This window comes from Subtercola sp. Z020 (genome assembly GCF_002931235.1).
Taxonomy (GTDB): domain Bacteria; phylum Actinomycetota; class Actinomycetes; order Actinomycetales; family Microbacteriaceae; genus Subtercola.
This window is the reverse complement of the sequence record NZ_PSTT01000010.1, coordinates 14,877-35,268: the sequence shown is the minus strand read 5'-3', so window position 1 is coordinate 35,268 and position 20,392 is coordinate 14,877. Positions and strand designations below refer to the sequence as shown.

Sequence of the window (20,392 nt, the reverse complement as noted above, 5' to 3'; positions counted from 1 at the left end):
GGTCAGGGGGTGGCGGCCACCACCTCGAGGAGGGCCTCGCCGAAGGTGTCGAGCTTCTTCTGGCCGATGCCGGGGATTCCGTCGATGTCGGCGAGGGCGGCGGGGCGGCGGGTGGCGAGCTCGCGGAGGGTGGCGTCGTGGAAGATCACGTAGGCGGGGACGCCCAGCTCCTTCGCCGTCGCCGAGCGCCAGGCGCGGAGGGCCTCGAACACGGGCACCGCGTCGTCAGAGAGGTCGGCCACGGCCGAGGCCCGCGCGCGGCCGGAACCGGACGAGCCGGAGCCGGAACCCGAGCCCGAGCGCCCCGCCGGGCGGTCGGGCTCCGTGCGCAGCGAGACCGTGGTCGCGCCGCTCAGCACCGCCGCGCTGGCGGGGGCCAGCACGAGCGTGCCGAAACCGTCGTCGTTCACCGCGAGCAGGCCCTTCGCGAGCAGCTGCCGCACGACGCCGCGCCACTGTTGCTCGGAGAGGTCGCTGCCGATGCCCCAGACAGCCAGGTCGTCGTGCCCGTACTGGGTGACGCGCGGCGTCTTCTTCGCGCGGAGGATGTCGATGAGGTGCCCGGCGCCGAACTTCTGGTTGCGCTCGCGCTGCAGCCGAACAACGGTGGAGAGGAGCTTCTGGGCGGGCACCGTGCCATCCCACGCCTCGGGCGGCGTGAGGCAGGTGTCGCAGTTGCCGCAGGGTGTGCTCGTCTGCCCGAAGTAGCCGAGCAGGTTGACCCGGCGGCAGTCGACCGTCTCGCAGAGGGCCAGCATCGCATCGAGGTGGGAGGAGAGCTTGCGCCGGTGCGAGGCGTCACCCGGCGACTGCTCGATCATGCGCCGCTGCTGCACGACGTCTTGCAGGCCGTAGGCGAGCCACGCGGTGGAGGGCAGGCCGTCGCGGCCGGCCCGGCCGGTCTCCTGGTAGTAGCCCTCGACCGACTTCGGCAGGTCGATGTGGGCGACGAAGCGCACGTCGGGCTTGTCGATGCCCATGCCGAAGGCGATCGTCGCGACGATCACCACCCCGTCTTCGCGGAGGAACCGCGACTGCGTGCGGGCCCGCGTGCCGGCGTCGAGGCCGGCGTGGTAGGGCAGCGCGTTGACGCCGTTCGAGGCCAGGAAGGTGGCCGTCTGCTCGACGGTCTTGCGCGACAGCCCGTACACGATGCCCGCGTCACCGGCGTGCTCGGTGCGGATGAGCGACAGCAGCTGGTGCCGCACCTCGGCCTTGTTCTCGATGCGGTACCGGATGTTCGGCCGGTCGAAGCTGGCGACGAAGTGCTTCGCGCGGCCCATCTGCAGTCGCTCGGTGATCTCCTTGTGGGTGGCCTCTGTGGCGGTCGCCGTCAGCGCGAGACGCGGGATCGACGGCCACCGGTCGGCCAGCTCGGAGAGCCCGAGGTAGTCGGGGCGGAAGTCGTGACCCCACTGCGACACACAGTGTGCCTCGTCGATCGCGAACAGGGAGATGGTTCCGCGGTCGAGGAAGCGCTTCGTCGCCTCTGAAGAGAGACGCTCGGGCGCGACGTAGAGCAGGTCGAGCTCCCCCGCCAGATAGGCGGTCTCGACGCGTTCGCGCTCCCGCGCATCCTGCGTCGAATTGAGGTACGCAGCGTTCAGGCCCACCGCCAGCAGCGCGTCGACCTGGTCTTGCATCAGGGCGATGAGCGGCGAGACGACAACCCCGGTGCCCTCCCGGAGCAGCGCCGGTATCTGGTAGCACAGCGACTTGCCGCCACCGGTCGGCATCAGCACCACGGCGTCGCCACCGCCGGCGACCTGGTCGATGACGGCCGCCTGGTCGCCGCGGAAGTCGTCGTAACCGAACACCCGCTTCAGCACGGCGCGGGCGTCTTCGCCGAGCGCCGGCCGGGCGCGAATCACCGGCGGGGTTGCGGGCCCACGCAAACCGCGCGCAGCCGCACCGCCGCCACCCGCACCGCCACCGCCGGAGGGCCCGTCGAACGAGAACGAATCGAAGTCGGGGTACTCGGGCTCGGCGTAGTCGGGCATCGGCGGCTCGAACCCGGGGTACTCCGACTCCGGGTACTCCGAGGGCGGGGGTTCGGCCTCGGAATACTCGGTGCGGGGGTTCGTCGTCATGCGACCAGTCTAGATTCGACCCCTGACACGAAAGCCGAAAGGGGTGAACCTGTGGAGAAACAGTTCTCCACAGGCCCACCCCTCGGGAAGTGCCGAGCGCGCTAGGCGGTGCGTCGGCGGCGCAGGGCCACCGCAGCCCCTCCGATTACGAGCGCGAGCAGCGCCAGGGCACCGAGCCCGACGCTCTCCGCGCCGTTCGCACCCGTGTTCGCGAGCCCGCCGGGCGTACCCGGGCCAGTCGGAGCAGGCGTCGGCGTCGGCGTGCCCGGCGTGCCGGGAACCACCGGCGGCACTGCGGCCGCCGAGGTCACCGTGAGCAGTGCAGCAGTCGTGCCGGTTCCGGGCACGGACGCCGAGATCACGTCGCCGACCGCGGCGGTGGCAGGAACGGTGAACGTGACGGATGCCCGCCCGACCTCGTCTGTCGTGTCCACGATCGACGGGTCGATCGGAGCGCTGCCGATGACCTGGCCACCCGCCACCACGTCGACCGTCGTCGCGCTCGGCTCACCCCCGCTGAACAGCAGCGAGGAGAGGTTCACCGTGACGGACTGGCCCGCCTGAACGCCGGCCGCGGCATCCAGAGCACCGTCGTAGGCGACACCGACTGCGCGCTGAGCGTCATCGGGCGTCGCCACCTTGAACTCGGCGAAGTAGTCGACCATCGACTGCAGGTCGATCTTGCCGGAGTCGGCGGCAGCCGTGCCCTTCGCGAGGGTGAAGAAGTTGTCGCCACCCGACGCCAGGAACGAGTTGACGGTCACCTTCACGGCCCGGTCGGCGGCCAGCGGGGCGCCGTTCAGCGTCATCGACGTCACGTGCGAACCAGCAGCGGCAGCGGGGTCGTAGGTGTAGGCGAGTGACTTCGAGACGCCGAGCTTCAGGAACGGGCGGGTGGCCGCGGCCGGCTGCCACTGCTCTTCGAGCACCTGCTTGATCTGCGCACCGGTGAGGGTCGTCGTCACCAGGGTGTTGGCGAAGGGCTGCACGCTCGCCGCTTCTTTGAAGCTGACCGAACCGTCGGCGTCGCCGGCGCCCGCGTAGCTGACGTCGGTGCGGAGGCCACCGGGGTTCATGAAGGCGACCTCTGAGCCGGCATCTTCGGTCGACCAGAGCTGCACGTCGGCGACGAAGTTGCCGAGCGTCGACTCGCCGCCGCGGTTCTCGCTGCCGTCGGACTGACGGGCGCGGTTGAAGTCGGCCGTGATGGTGCCGGTCTCGACGCTGCCGAGCACATCGGCGGTCTCGACGGCCTTGTCGACAAGGCTCTGCACGGCCGGGTCGGCGGGGTAGAGAGGTGCGTCGTCATCGTCGGCGTCGGTCAGCGGCAGAACCTCGGAGGAGATGCTGAGCAGCTCTTTCGTGTCGGGGTCGACAGAGAGGGCGAGGTGGCCGAGATCCATGCTGTACGAACCGGTCTGCAGAACGGGCCGGGTCGCGCCCGCGACCCCGGGCACGGGTGCCTCGTAGTTGTACAGCTGGTGGGTGTGGGCGCTGATGATCGCGCTGACGTTCGCGTTCACTCCCCCGACGATCTTGCCGAAGGCCGAGTCGGGCGCGGCCGGCTCGGGGGTCGCCGCACCCTCGTGCACCAGCAGAACAATCACATCGGCCTCGCCGTTGGCGTCGTCGCCGTCTTTCAGCTCGTCGGCGACCGTGTTCACGCTCGAGACGATGGGGCCGACGGTGACATCGGCCAGGCCGGCGGGGCTGACCAGCGACGGCAGTTCTTCGGTCACGGCGCCGATGAAGCCGACACGGATGCCCGCCACATCCTTCACGAAGTACTGGTCGAACGCCGGTTCACCGGTCGCCTTGTCGAAGATGTTGGCGGCCAGGTACGGGAAGTCCGCGGCCGGCTCGACACGGTTCTCGAGGTCGCTCGCTCCCTTGTCGAACTCGTGGTTGCCGACCGACGACACGTCGAGCTTCATCGCGTCGAGCGCGTCGAGGGTGGGCTGGTCGTCCTGGATGAACGAGGTGAACGTCGACGCGCCGATGTTGTCACCGGCAGACGCGAAGATCGTGTTCGGGTTGGCCGCGCGGAACGACTCCACCGCCCCGGCGAGCACGGCGGCGCCGGCCGTCGTGCCGTTGGCCTCCAGGCGCCCGTGAAAGTCGTTGATGTTCACGATGTCGATGTCGACGGGGGCGGATGCGGCCGACGCCGTGCCTGCGGCTCCGACGCTGAGGCCCGCCGCGAGGGTCACGGATGCGACCAGAGCGACGGCTCTCGGCATGCGGTGGGAGGGGGTGCTGTTCAATCGCACAAAGGTTCCTTCGTTCGTCAAATCACTGCGAAGCGGCCTGCGGTGAAAAACAGGGCCACCAGAAAACTGTACGGTTCATGTGTCGATTCTCAGACTCCGGGCCAGAGCTGTAACGAACTGTTCATATTGGGCAAGCGATTCGGCGGAATGAATCGGAGGGCCGCTGTCTTGTAGCTCCCCATGAGCACAGACACAGCGGCAGTCCAGCTTCCGCCCGCGCCGACCACCCGCACCGACACGCGGAGCTGGCTCGCCGTCGCCTCCGTCGCCCTCGGTTCGTTCGTGCTGGTGCTCTCGGAGTTCCTGCCGATCGGGCTGCTGCCGGCGATCGCCTCCGACCTCGACGTGAGCATCGGCACCGCCGGCCTCGTCGTCGTGGCCACCGGCCTGGCCGCGGCCGTCAGCGCTCCGGCGGTCACCATCGCGTCGTCGAGCGTCGACCGTCGCCTGGTGCTGCTGGCCCTCTCCGCCGCGCTCGTGGTCGCCGACGTGCTCGGCGCCCTGGCCCCGAACTTCACCGTGCTGCTGCTCGCGCGGCTGCTGCTCGGCGCCGCGCTCGGCGGCTTCTGGGCGATCGGCGCCGCCGTGGCGTCGCGCCTCGTGCAACCCGGGTCGGTCATCCGTGCGACCTCGTTCATCACCGCCGGCATCTCGGTCGCCACGGTCGTCAGCCTGCCGCTCGGTGCGCTCGTCTCGTCGCTCGCGAGCTGGCGGCTCGCCTTCGTGATCGGCGCCGGGCTCGCCCTGGTGTCTCTGGTCGGACAGCTCGTTCTGCTGCCGAAGCTGCCCTCCGTGCTGCGGGTGCGGCCGTCGACCCTCATCGCGCTGCTGAAGGTTCCGAGGGCCCGGATCGGGTTGATCGGAGCCACCTTCGTCTTCTTCGCGCAGTTCGCGGCCTACACCTTCGTGTCTCCGTACCTCGAACAGCTCGTGCACCTCGAGCCCGCGACGATCACCCTCGCCCTCCTCGTCTTCGGTGTGGCCGGCGTGATCGGCAACTTCCTCGCCGGCTTCGCGCTCAGCCGCAGCATCACCGCCACCGTCGTCGGCGCGATGGCGATAGCGGCCGGCTCGATCATCCTGCTGCCCCTCGTTGCCGGCTCATCGACCGGGGCGTTCCTCGTGCTCGCGCTCTGGGGTGTGATCTGGGGCGGTCTGCCGCTCGCTATGCAGACGTGGGTCATCGATGCGGCCCCCGCCGTGGCGGAGGGCGGGCTGGCACTGTTCGTGACGACCATCCAGATCTCCATCGCGGCCGGTTCGACGGTCGGGGCCATCGCCGTGAGCTCTGCGGGCATCTCCTTCGACTTCTGGCTGGCCGGTGCGATCGCCGCCGTCGGCGCCGTCACGGTGCTGGGGCTCGGGATGCTCGGCGGGCGCCGCACGGGCGGGGTACCTGTCGCGGAATAATGGCCGCATGGTGTTCACCCGCGGCTACGACCGACTCGTCAACCTCAGCGATGCGGTCATCGCGATCGCCGTCACGCTGCTGATCCTGCCGCTCGTCGACGCCGCCGGCGACCTGAGGTCGACTCCCCCGGCGGAGTTCCTCGCCGACAACATGCAGCAGCTGCTGCTGTTCGTGCTCAGCTTCGTCGTGATCGCGCGCTTCTGGCTGATGCACCACCAGATCTACCGCCTGATCGACGGCTACACGCTGCGCCTGGTGTGGGTGAACTTCGCCTGGCTGCTGTCGATCGTCTTCCTGCCGTTCCCGACCGAACTGCTCGGCCAGGGCACGACGGTCGGGTCGGTCACCTCGGGGCTCTACATCGGCACGATGCTCGTGACGTCGCTGACCGGCCTGGTGCAGCTCATCATGATCGTGCGCCGGCCCGAGATGCAGATCGAGGCGGTGCGCGGCACGCTGCGACTCACCCCCGCTGTCGTCGCCACCTGCTCGATGGCGGCGGCGTTCGCGCTCTCGTTCATTCCCGGCGTCGGGCTGTTCGGCTTGTTCATCCTGCTGGCCTCGGGGGTCGCCGAGGGCGTGATCGCCCGCCGCCAGAAGGCCCGCGCGGCCGCCCGCCTCACCCCTGTCGAGACCGCGCCCCCCGCTGCCTGACGCCGAGGCGTCGAAGGCTGCACTGGGCACGGGGAACGCAGAGACGGGCTCCGGATGCCCACCCGTGGGTGGAGCATCCGGAGCCCGTCTCGGTCAAGCCTGCTGTGGCTCTGTGCTGCGGAAGGTGCTGCGAATACAGGTGGCGCGCCGCGAGGGCGCGCCACGGGATCAGATGCCGGCGCTCTGCAGGTCGTCGATGAGGCGGTCGCCGGGGGCTGCCGGAACCATCGTCGCCTCGATGTCGGCGCGGCCGAGCAGCTCGTCCATGCGACGACGACGCGACTTCGAGATGAGCGTCACGACCGTGCCCTGCTTGCCCGCGCGGCCGGTGCGGCCCGAACGGTGCAGGTAGGTCTTGTACTCGTCGGGAGCATCGGCCTGGATGACCAGGTTGATGTCGTCGACGTGGATGCCGCGTGCCGCCACATCGGTCGCGACCAGCACGTTGACCCGGCCGCTGGTGAGCAGCTGGAGGTTGCGCGTGCGGCGGGACTGGTTGAGGTCGCCGTGCAGCGACGTGGACGGAATGCCGGCGTCGTCGAGCTGGTCGGCCAGCTCCTCGGCGAAGGCACGGGTGCGGGCGAAGATCAGCGTCTTGCCCTCGCCGCTCGCGAGCTGCTCGATGATCGCACGCTTGTCGCGCTGCTCGATGAGCAGAACGCGGTGGTCGATCGTCGAGGAGGCCTGGTCTTCACCGGCGACCTCGTGCACGGCCGGCTCCACGAGGAACTCGTTGACGAGCTTGGCGACACCCTTGTCGAGGGTGGCCGAGAAGAGCAGCTTCTGGCTCTTCGGGGCGGTCTGGCGCAGGATGCGCTGCACCGGCTCGAGGAAGCCCAGGTCGCACATGTGGTCGGCCTCGTCGAGAACGACGAGCTTGACCTGCGAGATGTCGAGGCGACCCTGCTCGATGAGGTCTTCGAGGCGACCGGGGGTCGCGATGATGATGTCGGTGCCACGCTGCAGGGCACTCACCTGCTTGAACTGCGGCACACCGCCGAAGATCGGGGTGGTGAACAGGCCGACCGAGCGGGCGATGGGCTGCACGGTGCGGTCGATCTGCATCGCGAGTTCGCGGGTCGGGGCCAGGATGAGCGCACGGGGCAGGCGGCCGGGCTTGCGGCCCTTGGCTCCGTCGTTCTCCATCAGGCGCTCGACGAGCGGGGCGCCGAACGCGATGGTCTTGCCCGAGCCGGTCTTGCCCCGGCCGAGAACGTCCTTGCCGGCGAGAACGTCGGGGATGGTCGCGGCCTGGATCGGGAAGGGGCTCGGAGCACCCATCGACGCCAGCTGGCGGGTGATGTTGTCGCCGAGTCCGAGGTCGCCGAACGTCTTGTCGACGACGTCGCTGGCGGTGGTCACCTCGGCTTCGAGGCGTTCGAGCACGACGTCGTCGCCGGCGCCGAAGCGGCCGGCTGCTGCCGTGCCCTGGCCGTCGCTGTAGCTGGTGTTCTCGCGCTTCGGGTAGAAGTCGCTGCCACGGGCGGCGCGGTCGGTGTTGGAGTCGCGGCGGTCGTCGAACGAGCGCGCGGGGCGGTCGCTCCGGTCGCCACGCTCGGGGCGGTCGCCGTAGGTGGGCCGCTCCGGGCGGCCGGGGCGCTCGGTGTAGCTCGGGCGCTCGGTGCGGGCCGGGCGCTCACTGCGGTCGCCGTACGACGGGCGCTCGGTGCGGGCGAGGCGGTCGCCGTAGCTGGGGCGCTCGGTGCGCGCACCACGGTCGGGACGGTCGCCGTAGGAGGGGCGCTCCGTGCGAGCGGGGCGGTCGCCGTAGGAAGGGCGCTCGGTGCGCTCGGTGCGGTCGCCGTACGAGGGACGGCCGGTGGATGCTCCCCGGTCTCCGTAGCTCGGACGCTCGGTGCGGGCACCGCGGTCGGGGCGGTCACCGTACGAGGAACGGCCAGCGGATGCTCCACGGTCACCGTAGCTCGGGCGCTCGGTGCGGCCCGCGCCGGACGCGTTGCGGTCGCCGTACGACGGGCGGCCCGTGGATGCTCCACGGTCACCGTATGACGGGCGCTCCGTGCGACCAGCGCCGGAGGAGTTGCGGTCGCCGTACGACGGGCGCTCGGTGCGCTCCGGGCGGTCACCGTACGAGGAACGGCCAGCGGATGCTCCACGGTCGCCATAGCTCGGACGCTCTGTGCGCGCACCGCGGTCGGGCCGGTCACCGTACGACGGGCGCTCGCTGCGGCCTGCGCCGGACGCGTTGCGGTCGCCGTACGACGGGCGACCGTTGCGGTCGCTGTAGCTGCTGGACTCGCGCGACGGAGCAGCGCCCCGCGGCTCCCAGTTGGGCCGCTCGCCCCGGCTGGTGGGGGCGGCGCCTCGGGCGGCGCGTTCGTCGGCGTTCCAGCGGGCCTTCTTGGGCGCGCCGGCGTCGGCGCTCCGGGAACCGCGGTGGCCGGCGCTGCGGGCACCCGCTGCGCCCTTGGGTGCGAACTTGTTGCCGCCGGTGGCGGACTTCTTGGAGTAATCGGGCATGATGCTTTCCGGGTTATTTCAATTGCATGGCAAAGCGGTCAATACCTTTGCGATTGACATTTGCTGAACCCGGGCAGTCTTTGGCCGGGGCCGTTTCACATACGTGATTGTTCTCGCCCCGCGCCTTCACACCCATGCACACGTTCGTGCGGTGTTGTTGCGCTTGTGCACTGTCGTGAACGACGCATCCATATTGCGCCGCACCCTTGCCAGCAACGAACACTGGCGCACGAAACGAGAAACCGGCCCACCTGACTTACAAACCCATCCGCGCAGTGCGCGGTGTCAAGAGCCGACCCACCAACGTTACACGCTGGTCGCCCCAATGTCACGCACCCGCGATGTCACGCACCCGCAGTGTCACGCACCCGACGGCGCGGCAACCGCAGAAACAGACGCCCCACCCGCAGACGCACTCGCCACCGGCGCAGAGACCGCCGCGACCGCCGCGGCACGGCGCACCCCGGTGCTGCGCTCCGGGGCACCCACGAGCAACCAGCCGGTACGCTCCGGGCGTCGCCGCCGCGCCAGTGCCGCCGTGGCGAACACCAGGCTCAGCAGGAGCAGCACCGCCAGAACGCCGACGCTCGTCCAGACGGGCCCTGCGGCCCCTCCGGTGAGAATGCCCTGTATGCCCGAGACGGCATATGCCAGCGGCGAGATCGCGTTGATGAACTGGAACGGCCCTGCCAGGATCTCGACCGGGTAGATTCCGGCGGTCGTCGCGATCTGCACAGCGAACAGGATGAGCGAGATCACGGCCCCGACCCGCCCGAAGGCGGCCGTCAGAAACTGGTGGAAGGCCGTGAACGCCAGCGCCACCAGCAGCCCGAAGCCGAGCAGCGCGGGAAGCGAGCTCCACGCCGGGTTGAGGCTGAACTGCAGGTAGGCGATGACGACGATCGCCTGGAGCGCGGCGAACACTGAGGCGCGCCCGAACAGACGCACGGCGAGGCGACCGGTCGGCGTCGAGCTCGCCAGCAGCGACGCCCGGATGGGCCGGAGGAACAGGAAGATCGCGAGCGCCCCGAACCACAGGCCGGCGGGCACCACGAGCACCGCGATGACGCTGCCGATGCCGCCGGCGCTGTTCTGGGTCGACACGTCGACGGCGATGGGGTTCGCCGCGACAGCCGCCGACGCGGCCGGGTCGGTCGCCGCCGACTTCGTCAGGGCATCCGCCCCCGTCTGGAGGCCCGACTGCAGCGTGGTCGCTCCGCTGGTGAGCTGAGCGGCCCCTGCCGCCGACTGCTGTACGCCCGACGCGAGGGTCGTGAGGCCGCCCGAGAGATCAGAGGCGCCCGAGCGCAGCTGTGCAGAACCGCCCGAGAGCTGGGATGCCCCCGACGAGAGCTGTGCGATGCCGCCCTGCAGGGCATCCAGACCCGACGCCGTCTGCGACGACAGCGTCGAACCGCCGGCCGCCGCCTGGTTCAGTCCACCCGAGAGTTGCGCGTAACTGCCGAGCAGCTGCTGCTTGGTCGCGTCGGGCAGGTTCGGGTTGCTGTTCACCGCGGCCACGAAGCCCGACTGCAACTGGGAGAAGCCGCCGGCCAGCGTCGAGACGCCGTCGGTGTAGTCGCTCACCGCGCCCGAGAGGCGCGAGAGGCTGCCCGCCTGGGAATCGAGCGTCGAGACGCCGTCGGCGAGCGAGTCCACGCCGCCGGTGTAGGTGTCGATGCCCGAACTCAGGGACCCTGCTCCCGACGCCGCAGAGGAGGCCCCTGTCGCGAGCTGGTTGAGCCCGTCGGTGAGGCCGGATGCGCCCGAGGCGAGCTGGCCCGCGCCGTTCGCGGCGGTCGAGAGCTGCGTGCCGACCGTTCCGAGCCCGGAGTACACGCCGGTGAGCACCTGCGCCGTGATGGTCTCGCCAAAGCCGGCCTTCAGAGCCGTGCCCACGGTGCTGGCGACCACACCGGAGAGGTAGCCGTGCGCGTCGTCGGTCACGATCGAGACCGAGCCCTGTGCGGGAGCGGGGGTGCCGAGCGTGTTGATCTGGGCGGAGAAGTTCTCGGGGATCGTGAGCACCGCGTAGTACGTGCCGTCTGCGAGGCCCTTCGCGGCATCATCGCTGTTGGTGACGTTCCAGTCGAACCCTGTCTGGTTCGGCCCCGTGAGCTCTGTGACGAGTCCGCGGCCGGCGTACACCGTCGACTGCGTTCCGTCGGCGGCGGTCGTGGTGATCAGCTTGTCGTTGTTCACGACAGCGGCCGGCACCCTGCCGAGGTTGTCGGCGACGTTCGAGAACGCACCGGAGAACAGCGCGTTGGCGGCGAGCGGGATGGCGATCACCGCGATGGCGGCGATCGCGAACAGCCAGCTGCGGCGTCGGCGGTGCGAGCGAACGCGGGCCTCTGCGGCGGGGTCGACCGGCGCCGCCTGGTCGCCGGAGGGGCGGGCGGTGTTCTGGATGCTCATCGGAGGGATCCTTCGTGACGTGACGGTTCAGAGAGTTCGAGGGTGAGAAGGCCGCGGCGGCCGGCGGAGGGTGCGGTCGACGCTGTCGATGGAGAGGGGGAACCGGATGCCCGCTCTGCCCCGGCCGGAACACCGAGCACGAGCGTGGTCTCGGCCGGCACGAGGGCCGACAGAGCGTCGGCGAACTGCGCGGCGCTCTCGAACGGCGCACCGGCGTCGCCGGTGTCGAGCACAAGCATCGACCCGCCGTCGGCCAGACCCAGCGCGGCGAGCACGAGCGCGCTCGCCACCGGGCTCAGTGACCCGAGGGCCGTCTCCGCGCCGATCGGCAGCTCGCCCGGCACGCTCGCGAGCGCTCGGTTGACGTCATCGACCAGGGTGTGGACCTGGGCGCGGAACGCACCGCGGCGGAAGAGCGGGCGGGCGAACCGCAGGCGTTCGGCGAATGCCGCTCCCACGGCCGTCTCGAGGTCGGGCCGGAACGAGCCGAGGTCGACGAGGGTCACCCGGCGACTGAGCGCACCCGACTCCGAGGGAACCGTCAGGCCGAGCACCTGCAGCTCCCCCGACTCCGGAACGAGTCGCCCGGCGAGTGTGGCGCCGACGAGCCGGCGCGAGGTGGTGTCGCCGACGAGCACCAGCGCCGTGCGGGCGGGGAGGGAGAGGTCGATCGAGTTCTCGACTCCGCTGATGACGAGGTGCTCTGCGGTGATGAGGTCGTCGGTGTGGGTCGAGGCCCAGGCCGCGCTGGAGATGTGCTCGCGCAGCCCCTCCCCCTCCACGTCGACGTTCGGCAGGATGCGCGCGAGGCCGGCAGGCAGCTTCCACGCCGCACTGCCGAGCAGGGTCATCACGGCGGGCACCAGCGTCATGCGCACCAGGAACGCGTCGACGAAGACTCCCACCGCGAGCGCGAGGGCGATCTGCTTGATGGCCCCCGTACCCTCCGGCACGAACGCGAAGAAGACGAAGAACATGATGAGTGCCGCAGCGGTCACCACGCGGGCGCCCTGCACGAAGCCGACGCGCACCGCCCGGCGGGCATCCTTCGTCTTGACGAACTCTTCGCGCATCCCCGACACCAGGAACACCTCATAGTCCATCGCGAGCCCGAACAGAATGGCCATCAGCAGAATGGGCAGGAAGCTGATCAGCGGCCCCGAGGTCGCGATGTTCAGCAGATCGGCGCCCCAGCCCCACTGGAAGACGGCGACCGTGACGCCGAAGCTCGCACCGACCGAGAAGAGAAAGCCGACAGCGGCCTTGATCGGCACGGCGATCGACCGGAACACCATCGCCAGAAGCACGATCGAGAGCCCGACGACCAGAATGCCGAACGGCAGCAGCGCAGCGGTCAGCAGATCGGAGATGTCGACGGCGACGGCGGTCTGGCCGGTCACGGCGATCGGCGTTCCCAGGTCGTCGGTGATCTTGCCGTTCAGGTCGCGCAGGTCGTGCACGAGCGTCTTGGTCTCGGGCGAATCGGGGGCGGTGGTCGGAATCACCTGGAAGATCGCCGTGTCGACGGTCGGGTCGGGCACCCCCTGGCCCACGGCCGCGACACCCGGAACAGTCTTCAGTTCGTCACCGATCTTCGTCAGGATGCCCTGGATGTCGGTGGACTGCGTGATGTCGGCGACGACGATCAGCGGGCCGTTGTAGCCCGGGCCGAAGCCCTTCGCGACGAGGTCGTAGGCCTGGCGGTTCGTCGAGTCGGCGGGCTGCTGGCCGGAGGTCGGCAGGTTCAGGTCGAGACTGAAGGCGGGAATTGCCGAGACTCCGACGATCCCGCAGACGGCGATGATGAACACGATCGGCGCCTTCATCACGAGCCCGACCCAGCGGGCGCCCATCGAGCGCGAGACCGGCTTGGTTCCCGGGGCGGCGCCGGCGGCGTGGGCACCGGCGTGAACCGGGGCGGTGTCGGGCACGTCGACGACGGGGGCGGCGTGCGGGTGCAGTGCGGCATCCGGAGCCACGACCGCAGCGGAGGGCTCGACCTCGTCGTGCACGAGAGCTGCGAGCGCCCGCCGCTCGACCCGCGAACCGCGCTTGGGCCGCAGCCGGTTCTTCGCGAGCCCCATGATGGCGGGAAGCAGTGTCGCCGCGATGCAGACCGAGATGAACACGGCGAAGGCGGCGGCCACACCCATCACGCTGAGGAACGGGATGCCGACGACGAGCAGGCCGAGCAGGGCGATGATGACGGTGGTTCCCGCGAAGACGACCGCGCTTCCCGCCGTGGCGACGGCCTGGGCGGCGGACTCCTCTGGCTCCTGCCCCTGGGCGAGCTGCGTTCTGTGCCTCGACAGAATGAACAGGGCGTAGTCGATGCCGACCGCGAGCCCGATCATGACGGCGAGCAGCGGAGCGGTGCTCGAGATCGAGGCGAACGCCGTCGCCAGCGTGACGGCGCCGATGGAGATACCCACACCGATGATCGCCGAGAGCAGCGGGAGGCCCGCGGCGAGCAGCGAGCCGAAGGTGATGAAGAGCACGACGGCGGCGAACAGCACGCCGAGGCCCTCAGAGGGAGAGATTCCCACCGTGTTGTCCTGAAAGACCTGGCCGCCGAACTCGACACGGATGCCTGCGTCGGCCGCGAGCGACCGGGTCGCCTGCACGGCATCGATCGTCGAGGCCGGGATGTCGATGGTCGGCCCATCGAACGACACGGAGGCGAAGGCGATCGTCTTGTCAGCCGAGATCGCATTGGTGGCGTACTCCGAGTAGGGCGTCACCACCGAGCTGACGTGCGGGATCTTGGCGATGGCATCCGTCACCGCCGTGATGGCCGCCTGGTCGGCAGCGTCGTTCACGGTCTGCCCCTCGGGCACCTGGAAGACCACCTGCGCGCTCGACCCGGCCACTGCGGGGAACACCGCGTCGAGCTTGTCGAGCGTCTGCTGCGACTCCGTGCCCGGGATGGAGAAGCCCTCGTCGTAGCTGCCGCCGAGTGCGACGCCCCCGCCGAGGATAGCGCCGAGCAGCAGGAACCAGGCCACGATCACACGCCAGGGGTGGCGGAAGGAGAAACGGCCGATGCGGTAGAGCAGTGTTGCCATGGTGCTGACCCCTAGAGAGTGACGGTCGGTGCGGCTGCGAGCGGGAGGAGGAGTTCGGTGACGACGCCGACCAGCGAGCGGCGCAGGTCGTCGATGGGCTCGGTGTCGATGGTGCCCTGGAGTGAGACGCCCGTGGCGACGACGTAGGCGGCGCCGGCCAGCGCCACGCCGAGGCGGATGCGCTGTTCGGTCGTCGACAGCCCGCTCTTGAAGGCGTCGCCCAAGCGGACGATGAATTCGCGGGCCTCATCGATGATCGGGATGCCCGCGAGCGACTGGCCCTGGTTGATCACGATGTGGGCCTCGAGCCCGTAGACCAGCAGGAAGTCGATGAACTCGTCGACGAACGCGGTGCGCAGCCGGGCATCCGAGATGCGGCTGACCGAGTCGTCGAGCAACTCGCCGAGTCGCGCGACGGCCGGGCGCAGGGCGGCCTCGAGCAGTGCTTCCTTCGACGCGAAGTGGTAGAGCACACTCGACTTCGAGTAGCCCGCCGCGTCGGCGATCTGCTGCAGCGAGGCACCGGCGTAGCTCGTCTCGACAAAGAGTTGCAGGGCGACCGCCTTCAGCTCGGCGGCCGGGTCGGGCCGGTCTGAGCGGAGGGTGGCGGGCGGTTTCACTCGATCGACTTTACCTGACCGCTCGGTCAGGTTCTGCACGATCGGTCAGTCCGTCGGCTGTCTCCCAGCTTCGAAGCGCTGCTCGCGCCGGAGGTGCCGGCGTTCGAGCCAGCCCATCACGAGGTTGTAGAGGACGGGCAGCACGATCAGCGTCAGCACCGTCGACGAGACCAGCCCGCCGATCACCACGATGGCGAGCGGCTGCGAGATGAACCCGCCGTGGCCGGTCAGCCCGATGGCCATGGGCAGCAGGGCGAAGATCGTCGCGAGCGCCGTCATGAGAATGGGGCGGAGGCGCCGCGACGAGCCCTGGATGAGCGCCTCCCGAACGAGCAGGCCCCTCCCCCTGTACTGGTTCACCAGGTCGACCAGCACGATCGCGTTGGTCACGACGATACCGATGAGCATCAGCACACCGATGATCGACGGCACGCCGAGCGGGATGCCCGACACCACCTGCAGGGCGATGGCCCCTGTGGCGGCGAACGGCACAGAGACCAGCAGCAGAAGCGGCTGCAGCAGGCTCTTGAAGGTGGCGACCATCACCACGTAGACGATCAGGATGGCGGCGAGCAGCGCGATGAAGAGCTGTCGGAAGGCCTCGCCCTGGTCGGAGGTGGCGCCGCCGAGCTCGGCCGTCGCACCGGCGGGCAGCTGCACGGCGTCGACCGCCTTCTGCACCTCCGAACTGGCCGAGCCGAGGTTGTCGCTCGACGGAGTGACCGTCACGGCCGCAGTACGCAGACCCTTGCTCGTGGTGATCGTGTCGGGGCCGGCGACCTGCGAGACCGTGGCCAGCGAGTCGAGCCGCACCGGGCCGGTGGCCGTCGGAATCTGCAGGGCCGCGAGCTCGGCCTGCGTCGTGGGCGTCGTGTCGCTCGCGATGTAGATCGTGTACTGCGTGCTGTCGATCGTGATCGACCCGACCGTCTGCGGCTGCATCGCGTTGGCGACGAGGGAGCCGACGGCCACCTCGCTGAGACCGGCCTGCACCGCCTTGGCGCGGTCGACGGCGACCGCGATGTACGGCCTCGTCGCGGCGAGGTTCGACGAGCTCTGGGTGATGCCATCGAGGCCCTGCACAGAGGCGAGCACCGCGGCGGCAGCGGTCTGCAGGTCGGCCTGGTTCGTCGCCGTGATGTCGACGGCGATGTCGTTCGACGTACCGAACCCGGCCGACGCCGCGACCGAGATCTGCCCGGCGTCGGGAATCGCCGCGAGATCGGTGCGCACCGTGCTCTGCAGCGCATCCTGGTCGGCATCGGCGTCGGTGGTGATCGAGTAGGTGATCGCGTTGCCGCCACCGCCGACGAACGCATCGCGGAGGCTGCTGCCGCTGGAGCCGATGGAGGCCTGCACGGTCTGGATGCCCGCGATACCCTGCAGCGCCGCCTCGACCTTCTGGGCCGCGGCATCCTGAACCGCCAGGCTCGCCCCGACCGGCACGGTCTGCGTCACGGTGAGCGTGTTCTGGCCGCTCGAGCCGAGGAAGTTCGTCTTCATGAAGACGGCGAGGCCGCCGGTGCCCACGAGGATGACGACGGCGATGAGCAACGTCACGAACGAGTGCTGCAGGGTCCAGGTGATGATCGGCAGGTACCGGCGCTGCAGGGCGGTCGGCGCCTCGTCGTCGATCACGGCCGCCTGGCGGCGGGCACGCCGGCCGGCACCCGGGAGCGCCGCGCCCGCGACCGCCACGGTGTCGCGAACGGATCGTGCCGTGCGGTGCCTGCTGCCGAGGAACCAGTACGCCAGCACCGGAACGATCGTGAGCGCCACAAGCAGCGAGGCGACCAGTGCGATCGTCACCGTGAGGGCGAACGGACGGAACAGCTCCCCGGTCGTTCCCTGCACGAAGGAGATCGGCAGGAAGACCGCGACCGTCGTGATGGTCGACGCCGTGATGGCCGTGGCGACTTCGCGCACCGCCTCGACGATGACCTCCGCCCGCGTGGCCCCGTTGATCGGGCCGCCGGCCTCCGCCTGGGAGAGGTGCCGCTTGATGTTCTCGATCACCACGATCGAGTCGTCGACCACCCGGCCGATCGCGATCGTCAGGGCACCGAGCGTCAGGATGTTGAGCGTGTAGTTCGCCGCCTGCAACCCGATGAAGGTGATGAGCACCGACGTCGGGATCGAGATCGCCGTCACCAGCGTCGAACGCACAGACAGCAGGAACACGAGAATGATGACCACCGCGAAGAACAGCCCGAGCAGGCCCTCGGTCGCGAGCGACTCGATCGACTGCTGGATGAACGGGGCCTGGTCGAACACGACCGTGAACGTCGCACCGGGCACCGCCGACTGCAGCTGCGGCAGCAGATCGCGTACGCTCTTCGACACATCCACGGTGTTCGCGGCGGGCAGCTTCGTGACCGCGATGGTCAGCGCCGGCTGCCCGTTCACCCGGGAGATGGAGGTCACCGGGTTGTCGACGAGCGCGACGGTCGCGACATCCCCCACCGTGTAGACACCGCCCCCGTCTTTCTGCGCGGGCAACGGCAGCGCCTGGATGTCGTTCACCGACCCGAGCTTCGAACCGGCCTGCACCGACAGGGTCGACCCGTTCTCGGTCAGGGAGCCAGCCGGAATCAGCGTGCCGTTCGACGTCACGGCGGTCTTCACTGCGGCCTCTGTCAGACCGGCCTGGGCGAGCTTCGCGCTGTCGGGCGTGATGGTGACCCGCTGGCCCGGGTCGCCGACGAGCTGGGCGGCGCGCACCCCGTCGACCTGCTCGATGTCGGTCAATGCCGAGGCGTTCAGCGAGGCGGCGAGCGCCGTGGTGTCACCGCCGGTGACAGCGATCTGGATGACGGGGAAGTCGGCGATCCCGCCGCTCAGCACCTGCGGGTCGAGGTCTTCGGGCAGGGCCGACTTGATGCGGTTGATCGCCTGGGTGATCTTCTGTTCGGCGGTGGCGAGATTCGTGCCGTAGACGAACGTCGCGTTCACGATCGAGAGGTTGGTACTGGATGTCGCGGAGGTGGTGTCGATGCCCTCGACGCCCTGCACCGCCTGCTCGATCGGCGTCGAGACGTCGTCGTTCACGACCTCTGGCGCGGCTCCCGGATAGTTCGTCAGCACGACCAGCTGCGGAAAGTCGATCGACGGAATGAGCTCCTGCTTGAGGCTCGTCAGCGCGAGCCCGCCGAAGACGGCGACCACGATCGTCACGAGGGCGATCAGGGCCCGGTTCTTCATGCTCAGCACGGCGAGGAGATGCATGGCTACAGTGTCGCACTTCTACGGGGCGTCGAAGACGGTCTTCGCCGGGCCGACCGGGGCGGACTTCGCGGGCTTCGACGGCAGCCAGAAGCGATCGCCCGTGACGAAGACGAGCGCCGGCACCAGCACGGTTCTGACCAGCAGGGTGTCGAGCAGCACTCCGATGCCGACGATGACGCCGATCTGCGTGAGCGCGATGATCGGCAGCACGCTCAGCACGGCGAAGACCGCGGCGAGCAGGATGCCCGCGCTCGTGATCACCCCGCCGGTCGCCGACAGCGCGTGGATCATGCCCGGCCGGGTGCCGATGAGGCCGGCCTCCTCCCGGGCCCGGGTGACCAGGAAGATGTTGTAGTCCACCCCCAGCGCCACGAGGAACAGAAAGCTGAACAGCACGACGTTCGTGTCGAAGGCGGGGATGGCGAAGACAGTCGTGAACACGAGGTTCGCCGCGCCCAGGCTCGCGAAGTAGCTGGCGACCACGGTGATGATCAGCAGAACGGGTGCGACGAGCGCACGAAGCAGAACGAGCAGCACGACGAAGACGATGCCGAGGATGATCGGGATGATGAGGCCCTCGTCGTGCGCCGAGGCGGTCTTCTCGTCGAGAGCGGTCGCATCCGTTCCGCCCACCAGCGCGCTGCTGCCGGCGTCGGCGTAGGCGGCCCGCAGGTTCGCGATCGTCTCGAAGGCGGCGTCGGACTGCGGTTCGGCATCCAGAGTCAGGCTCAGCTGCGTGATGTCACCGGCCGACGCACCCTGCGCGACGGAGGCGACCCCGGCCGTGTTCGTCGCGATCGACGCCGCGTTCTGCACGGCATCCGTCGGAGCGATCACGATCGTCTGCGCGCTCTGGCCCGCGGGAAAGGCCTCGTCGATGATCGCCTGGCCCTGGGCCGACTCGGGGTTGCCGCGGAACTGCTGCACCTGTGAGAGGCCCACGCTGAGGTTCAGGGCGCCGAGGGCGAGCGCGCCGAGCACCACCACGCTGCCGACCACCACGACCACGGGCCGACGAGAGACGCCGTGGCCGAGCTTCGACCAGAACCCGCGCTCGGTCGGCGACTCCGAGCCGAAGGCCGGAACGAACGGCCAGAACAGGCCGCGACCGAAGATGACGAGTGCCGCCGGCAGAACGAGCAGGGCGAACACCATCGCGGTCACGATGCCGATGGCGCAGGCGAAGCCGAGAGCCCGGTTGCCCTCGAGTTCGGCGAACAGCAGGGTCAGCAGGCTGAGCGTCACGGTGCTGCCGCTCGCGATCACCGCCGGGCCCGCCCCGCGGAGCGCCCGGGACATGGCTGCCCGCCGGTTCTCGTTTCGGCGCAGTTCCTCCCGGTAGCGGGCGATCAGCAGCAGCGCGTAGTTGGTGCCCGCGCCGAAGACCAGAACCGACAGGATGCCCGAGATGGATGCGTCGATCGTGAAGCCGAAGACCTCGGCCAGCTGCTTGACGATGATGCCGGCGAGCCCGTCGGCGAGGCCGATGACCGCGAGCGGAACCAGCCAGAGCCACGGGCTGCGGTAGGTGATGAGCAGCAGAACGGCGACCACGATGACGGTCACGAGCAGCAGGCGGAAGTCGGCGCCCTGGAACGCGGCGGCCACATCGGCCTGGAAGCCCTCGGGCCCGGTCAGGTAGGCGTTCAGCCCGTCGGGCAGATCGGCTTTCACGGTCTCGCGCAGGCTGTCGACGCGTTCGCCCTGCGCGTCGGAGTCGGTCGCTGCCGGCAGCGGAAGAGGGAGCAGCGCGGTGGTGCCATCGTCAGAGAACTGGGCGGGCGGCAGCTGACCGCTGAGCGACTCGGGGGCGAGCGCGTCGGCGCGCTGCTGGATGGCCGTCTTGTCGGCGTCGGTCAGCGCATCGCCGCCGCGGTCGAAGACGATGAGGGCGAAGCCGGCATCCGCATTCGGCAGCTGCTTCTCGAGCTCGGCGACCTGTGCCGACTGGGTGCTGGCAGGCAGACCGGCGGTGGGGGCGACGGCTCCGCTGCTGGCGGGCGCGGTGGCGAACAGGATGCCCGCCGCCACGATAGCGAGGGCCAGCACGATCCACGCGGTGAACCTGCCACTCACGAAGTCGGTGAGGTGTCGCATGCTGTCGTCCGTTTCTCTCACTTGCCTGATTGTTAAGCTCCTTGACAATAACAGACGATAG

General features: G+C 69.7%; 10 protein-coding genes. 2 read left to right on the top strand and 8 right to left on the bottom strand.

Annotated features, from left to right (window positions below; genetic code table 11):
- Positions 1–2: 2 nt before the first annotated feature.
- Both recQ and C5B96_RS01800 read right to left on the bottom strand, forming a co-directional pair.
- Complete coding sequence (gene recQ / locus C5B96_RS01805) at positions 3–2,090, bottom strand: DNA helicase RecQ (protein ID WP_233188934.1); 2,088 nt, start codon at positions 2,088–2,090, stop codon at positions 3–5.
- A gap of 101 nt (positions 2,091–2,191) precedes the next feature.
- Positions 2,192–4,360 (bottom strand): bifunctional UDP-sugar hydrolase/5'-nucleotidase, encoded by a 2,169-nt coding sequence (locus tag C5B96_RS01800; RefSeq protein ID WP_233188933.1) that lies wholly within the window; start codon positions 4,358–4,360, stop codon positions 2,192–2,194.
- Positions 4,361–4,540: 180 nt separating this feature from the next.
- On the opposite strand from C5B96_RS01800, the gene C5B96_RS01795 reads away from it, so the two are divergent.
- Positions 4,541–5,770: an MFS transporter gene (locus C5B96_RS01795; protein ID WP_104242376.1), complete on the top strand. Its 1,230-nt coding sequence runs from the start codon at positions 4,541–4,543 to the stop codon at positions 5,768–5,770.
- Between the two features lie 7 nt (positions 5,771–5,777).
- Entirely contained in the window at positions 5,778–6,425 is a 648-nt protein-coding gene (locus C5B96_RS01790) for a TMEM175 family protein (protein WP_104242374.1), read from the top strand.
- 168 nt (positions 6,426–6,593) lie between these two features.
- Here the strand turns inward: C5B96_RS01790 and C5B96_RS01785 are convergent, their stop codons facing one another.
- From C5B96_RS01785 to C5B96_RS01760, 6 genes are all read right to left on the bottom strand, one after another.
- A complete protein-coding gene (locus C5B96_RS01785) occupies positions 6,594–8,906 on the bottom strand; it encodes a DEAD/DEAH box helicase (RefSeq protein WP_104242372.1) in 2,313 nt (770 codons plus the stop codon).
- Between the two features lie 360 nt (positions 8,907–9,266).
- A complete protein-coding gene (locus tag C5B96_RS01780; RefSeq protein WP_104242370.1) occupies positions 9,267–11,324 on the bottom strand; it encodes a YhgE/Pip family protein in 2,058 nt (685 codons plus the stop codon).
- Positions 11,321–14,389 carry an MMPL family transporter gene (locus C5B96_RS01775; RefSeq protein ID WP_104242368.1) on the bottom strand — a complete coding sequence of 1,023 codons (3,069 nt, stop codon included), beginning with the start codon at positions 14,387–14,389 and terminating at the stop codon, positions 11,321–11,323. The genes C5B96_RS01780 and C5B96_RS01775 overlap by 4 nt, the downstream gene beginning before the upstream one ends.
- A gap of 11 nt (positions 14,390–14,400) precedes the next feature.
- Entirely contained in the window at positions 14,401–15,009 is a 609-nt protein-coding gene (locus C5B96_RS01770) for a TetR/AcrR family transcriptional regulator (RefSeq protein ID WP_158507099.1), read from the bottom strand.
- A gap of 45 nt (positions 15,010–15,054) precedes the next feature.
- Complete coding sequence (locus C5B96_RS01765; protein WP_104242364.1) at positions 15,055–18,234, bottom strand: efflux RND transporter permease subunit; 3,180 nt, start codon at positions 18,232–18,234, stop codon at positions 15,055–15,057.
- Between the two features lie 18 nt (positions 18,235–18,252).
- Positions 18,253–20,352 (bottom strand): MMPL family transporter, encoded by a 2,100-nt coding sequence (locus C5B96_RS01760; RefSeq protein ID WP_233188932.1) that lies wholly within the window; start codon positions 20,350–20,352, stop codon positions 18,253–18,255.
- Positions 20,353–20,392: the final 40 nt, after the last annotated feature.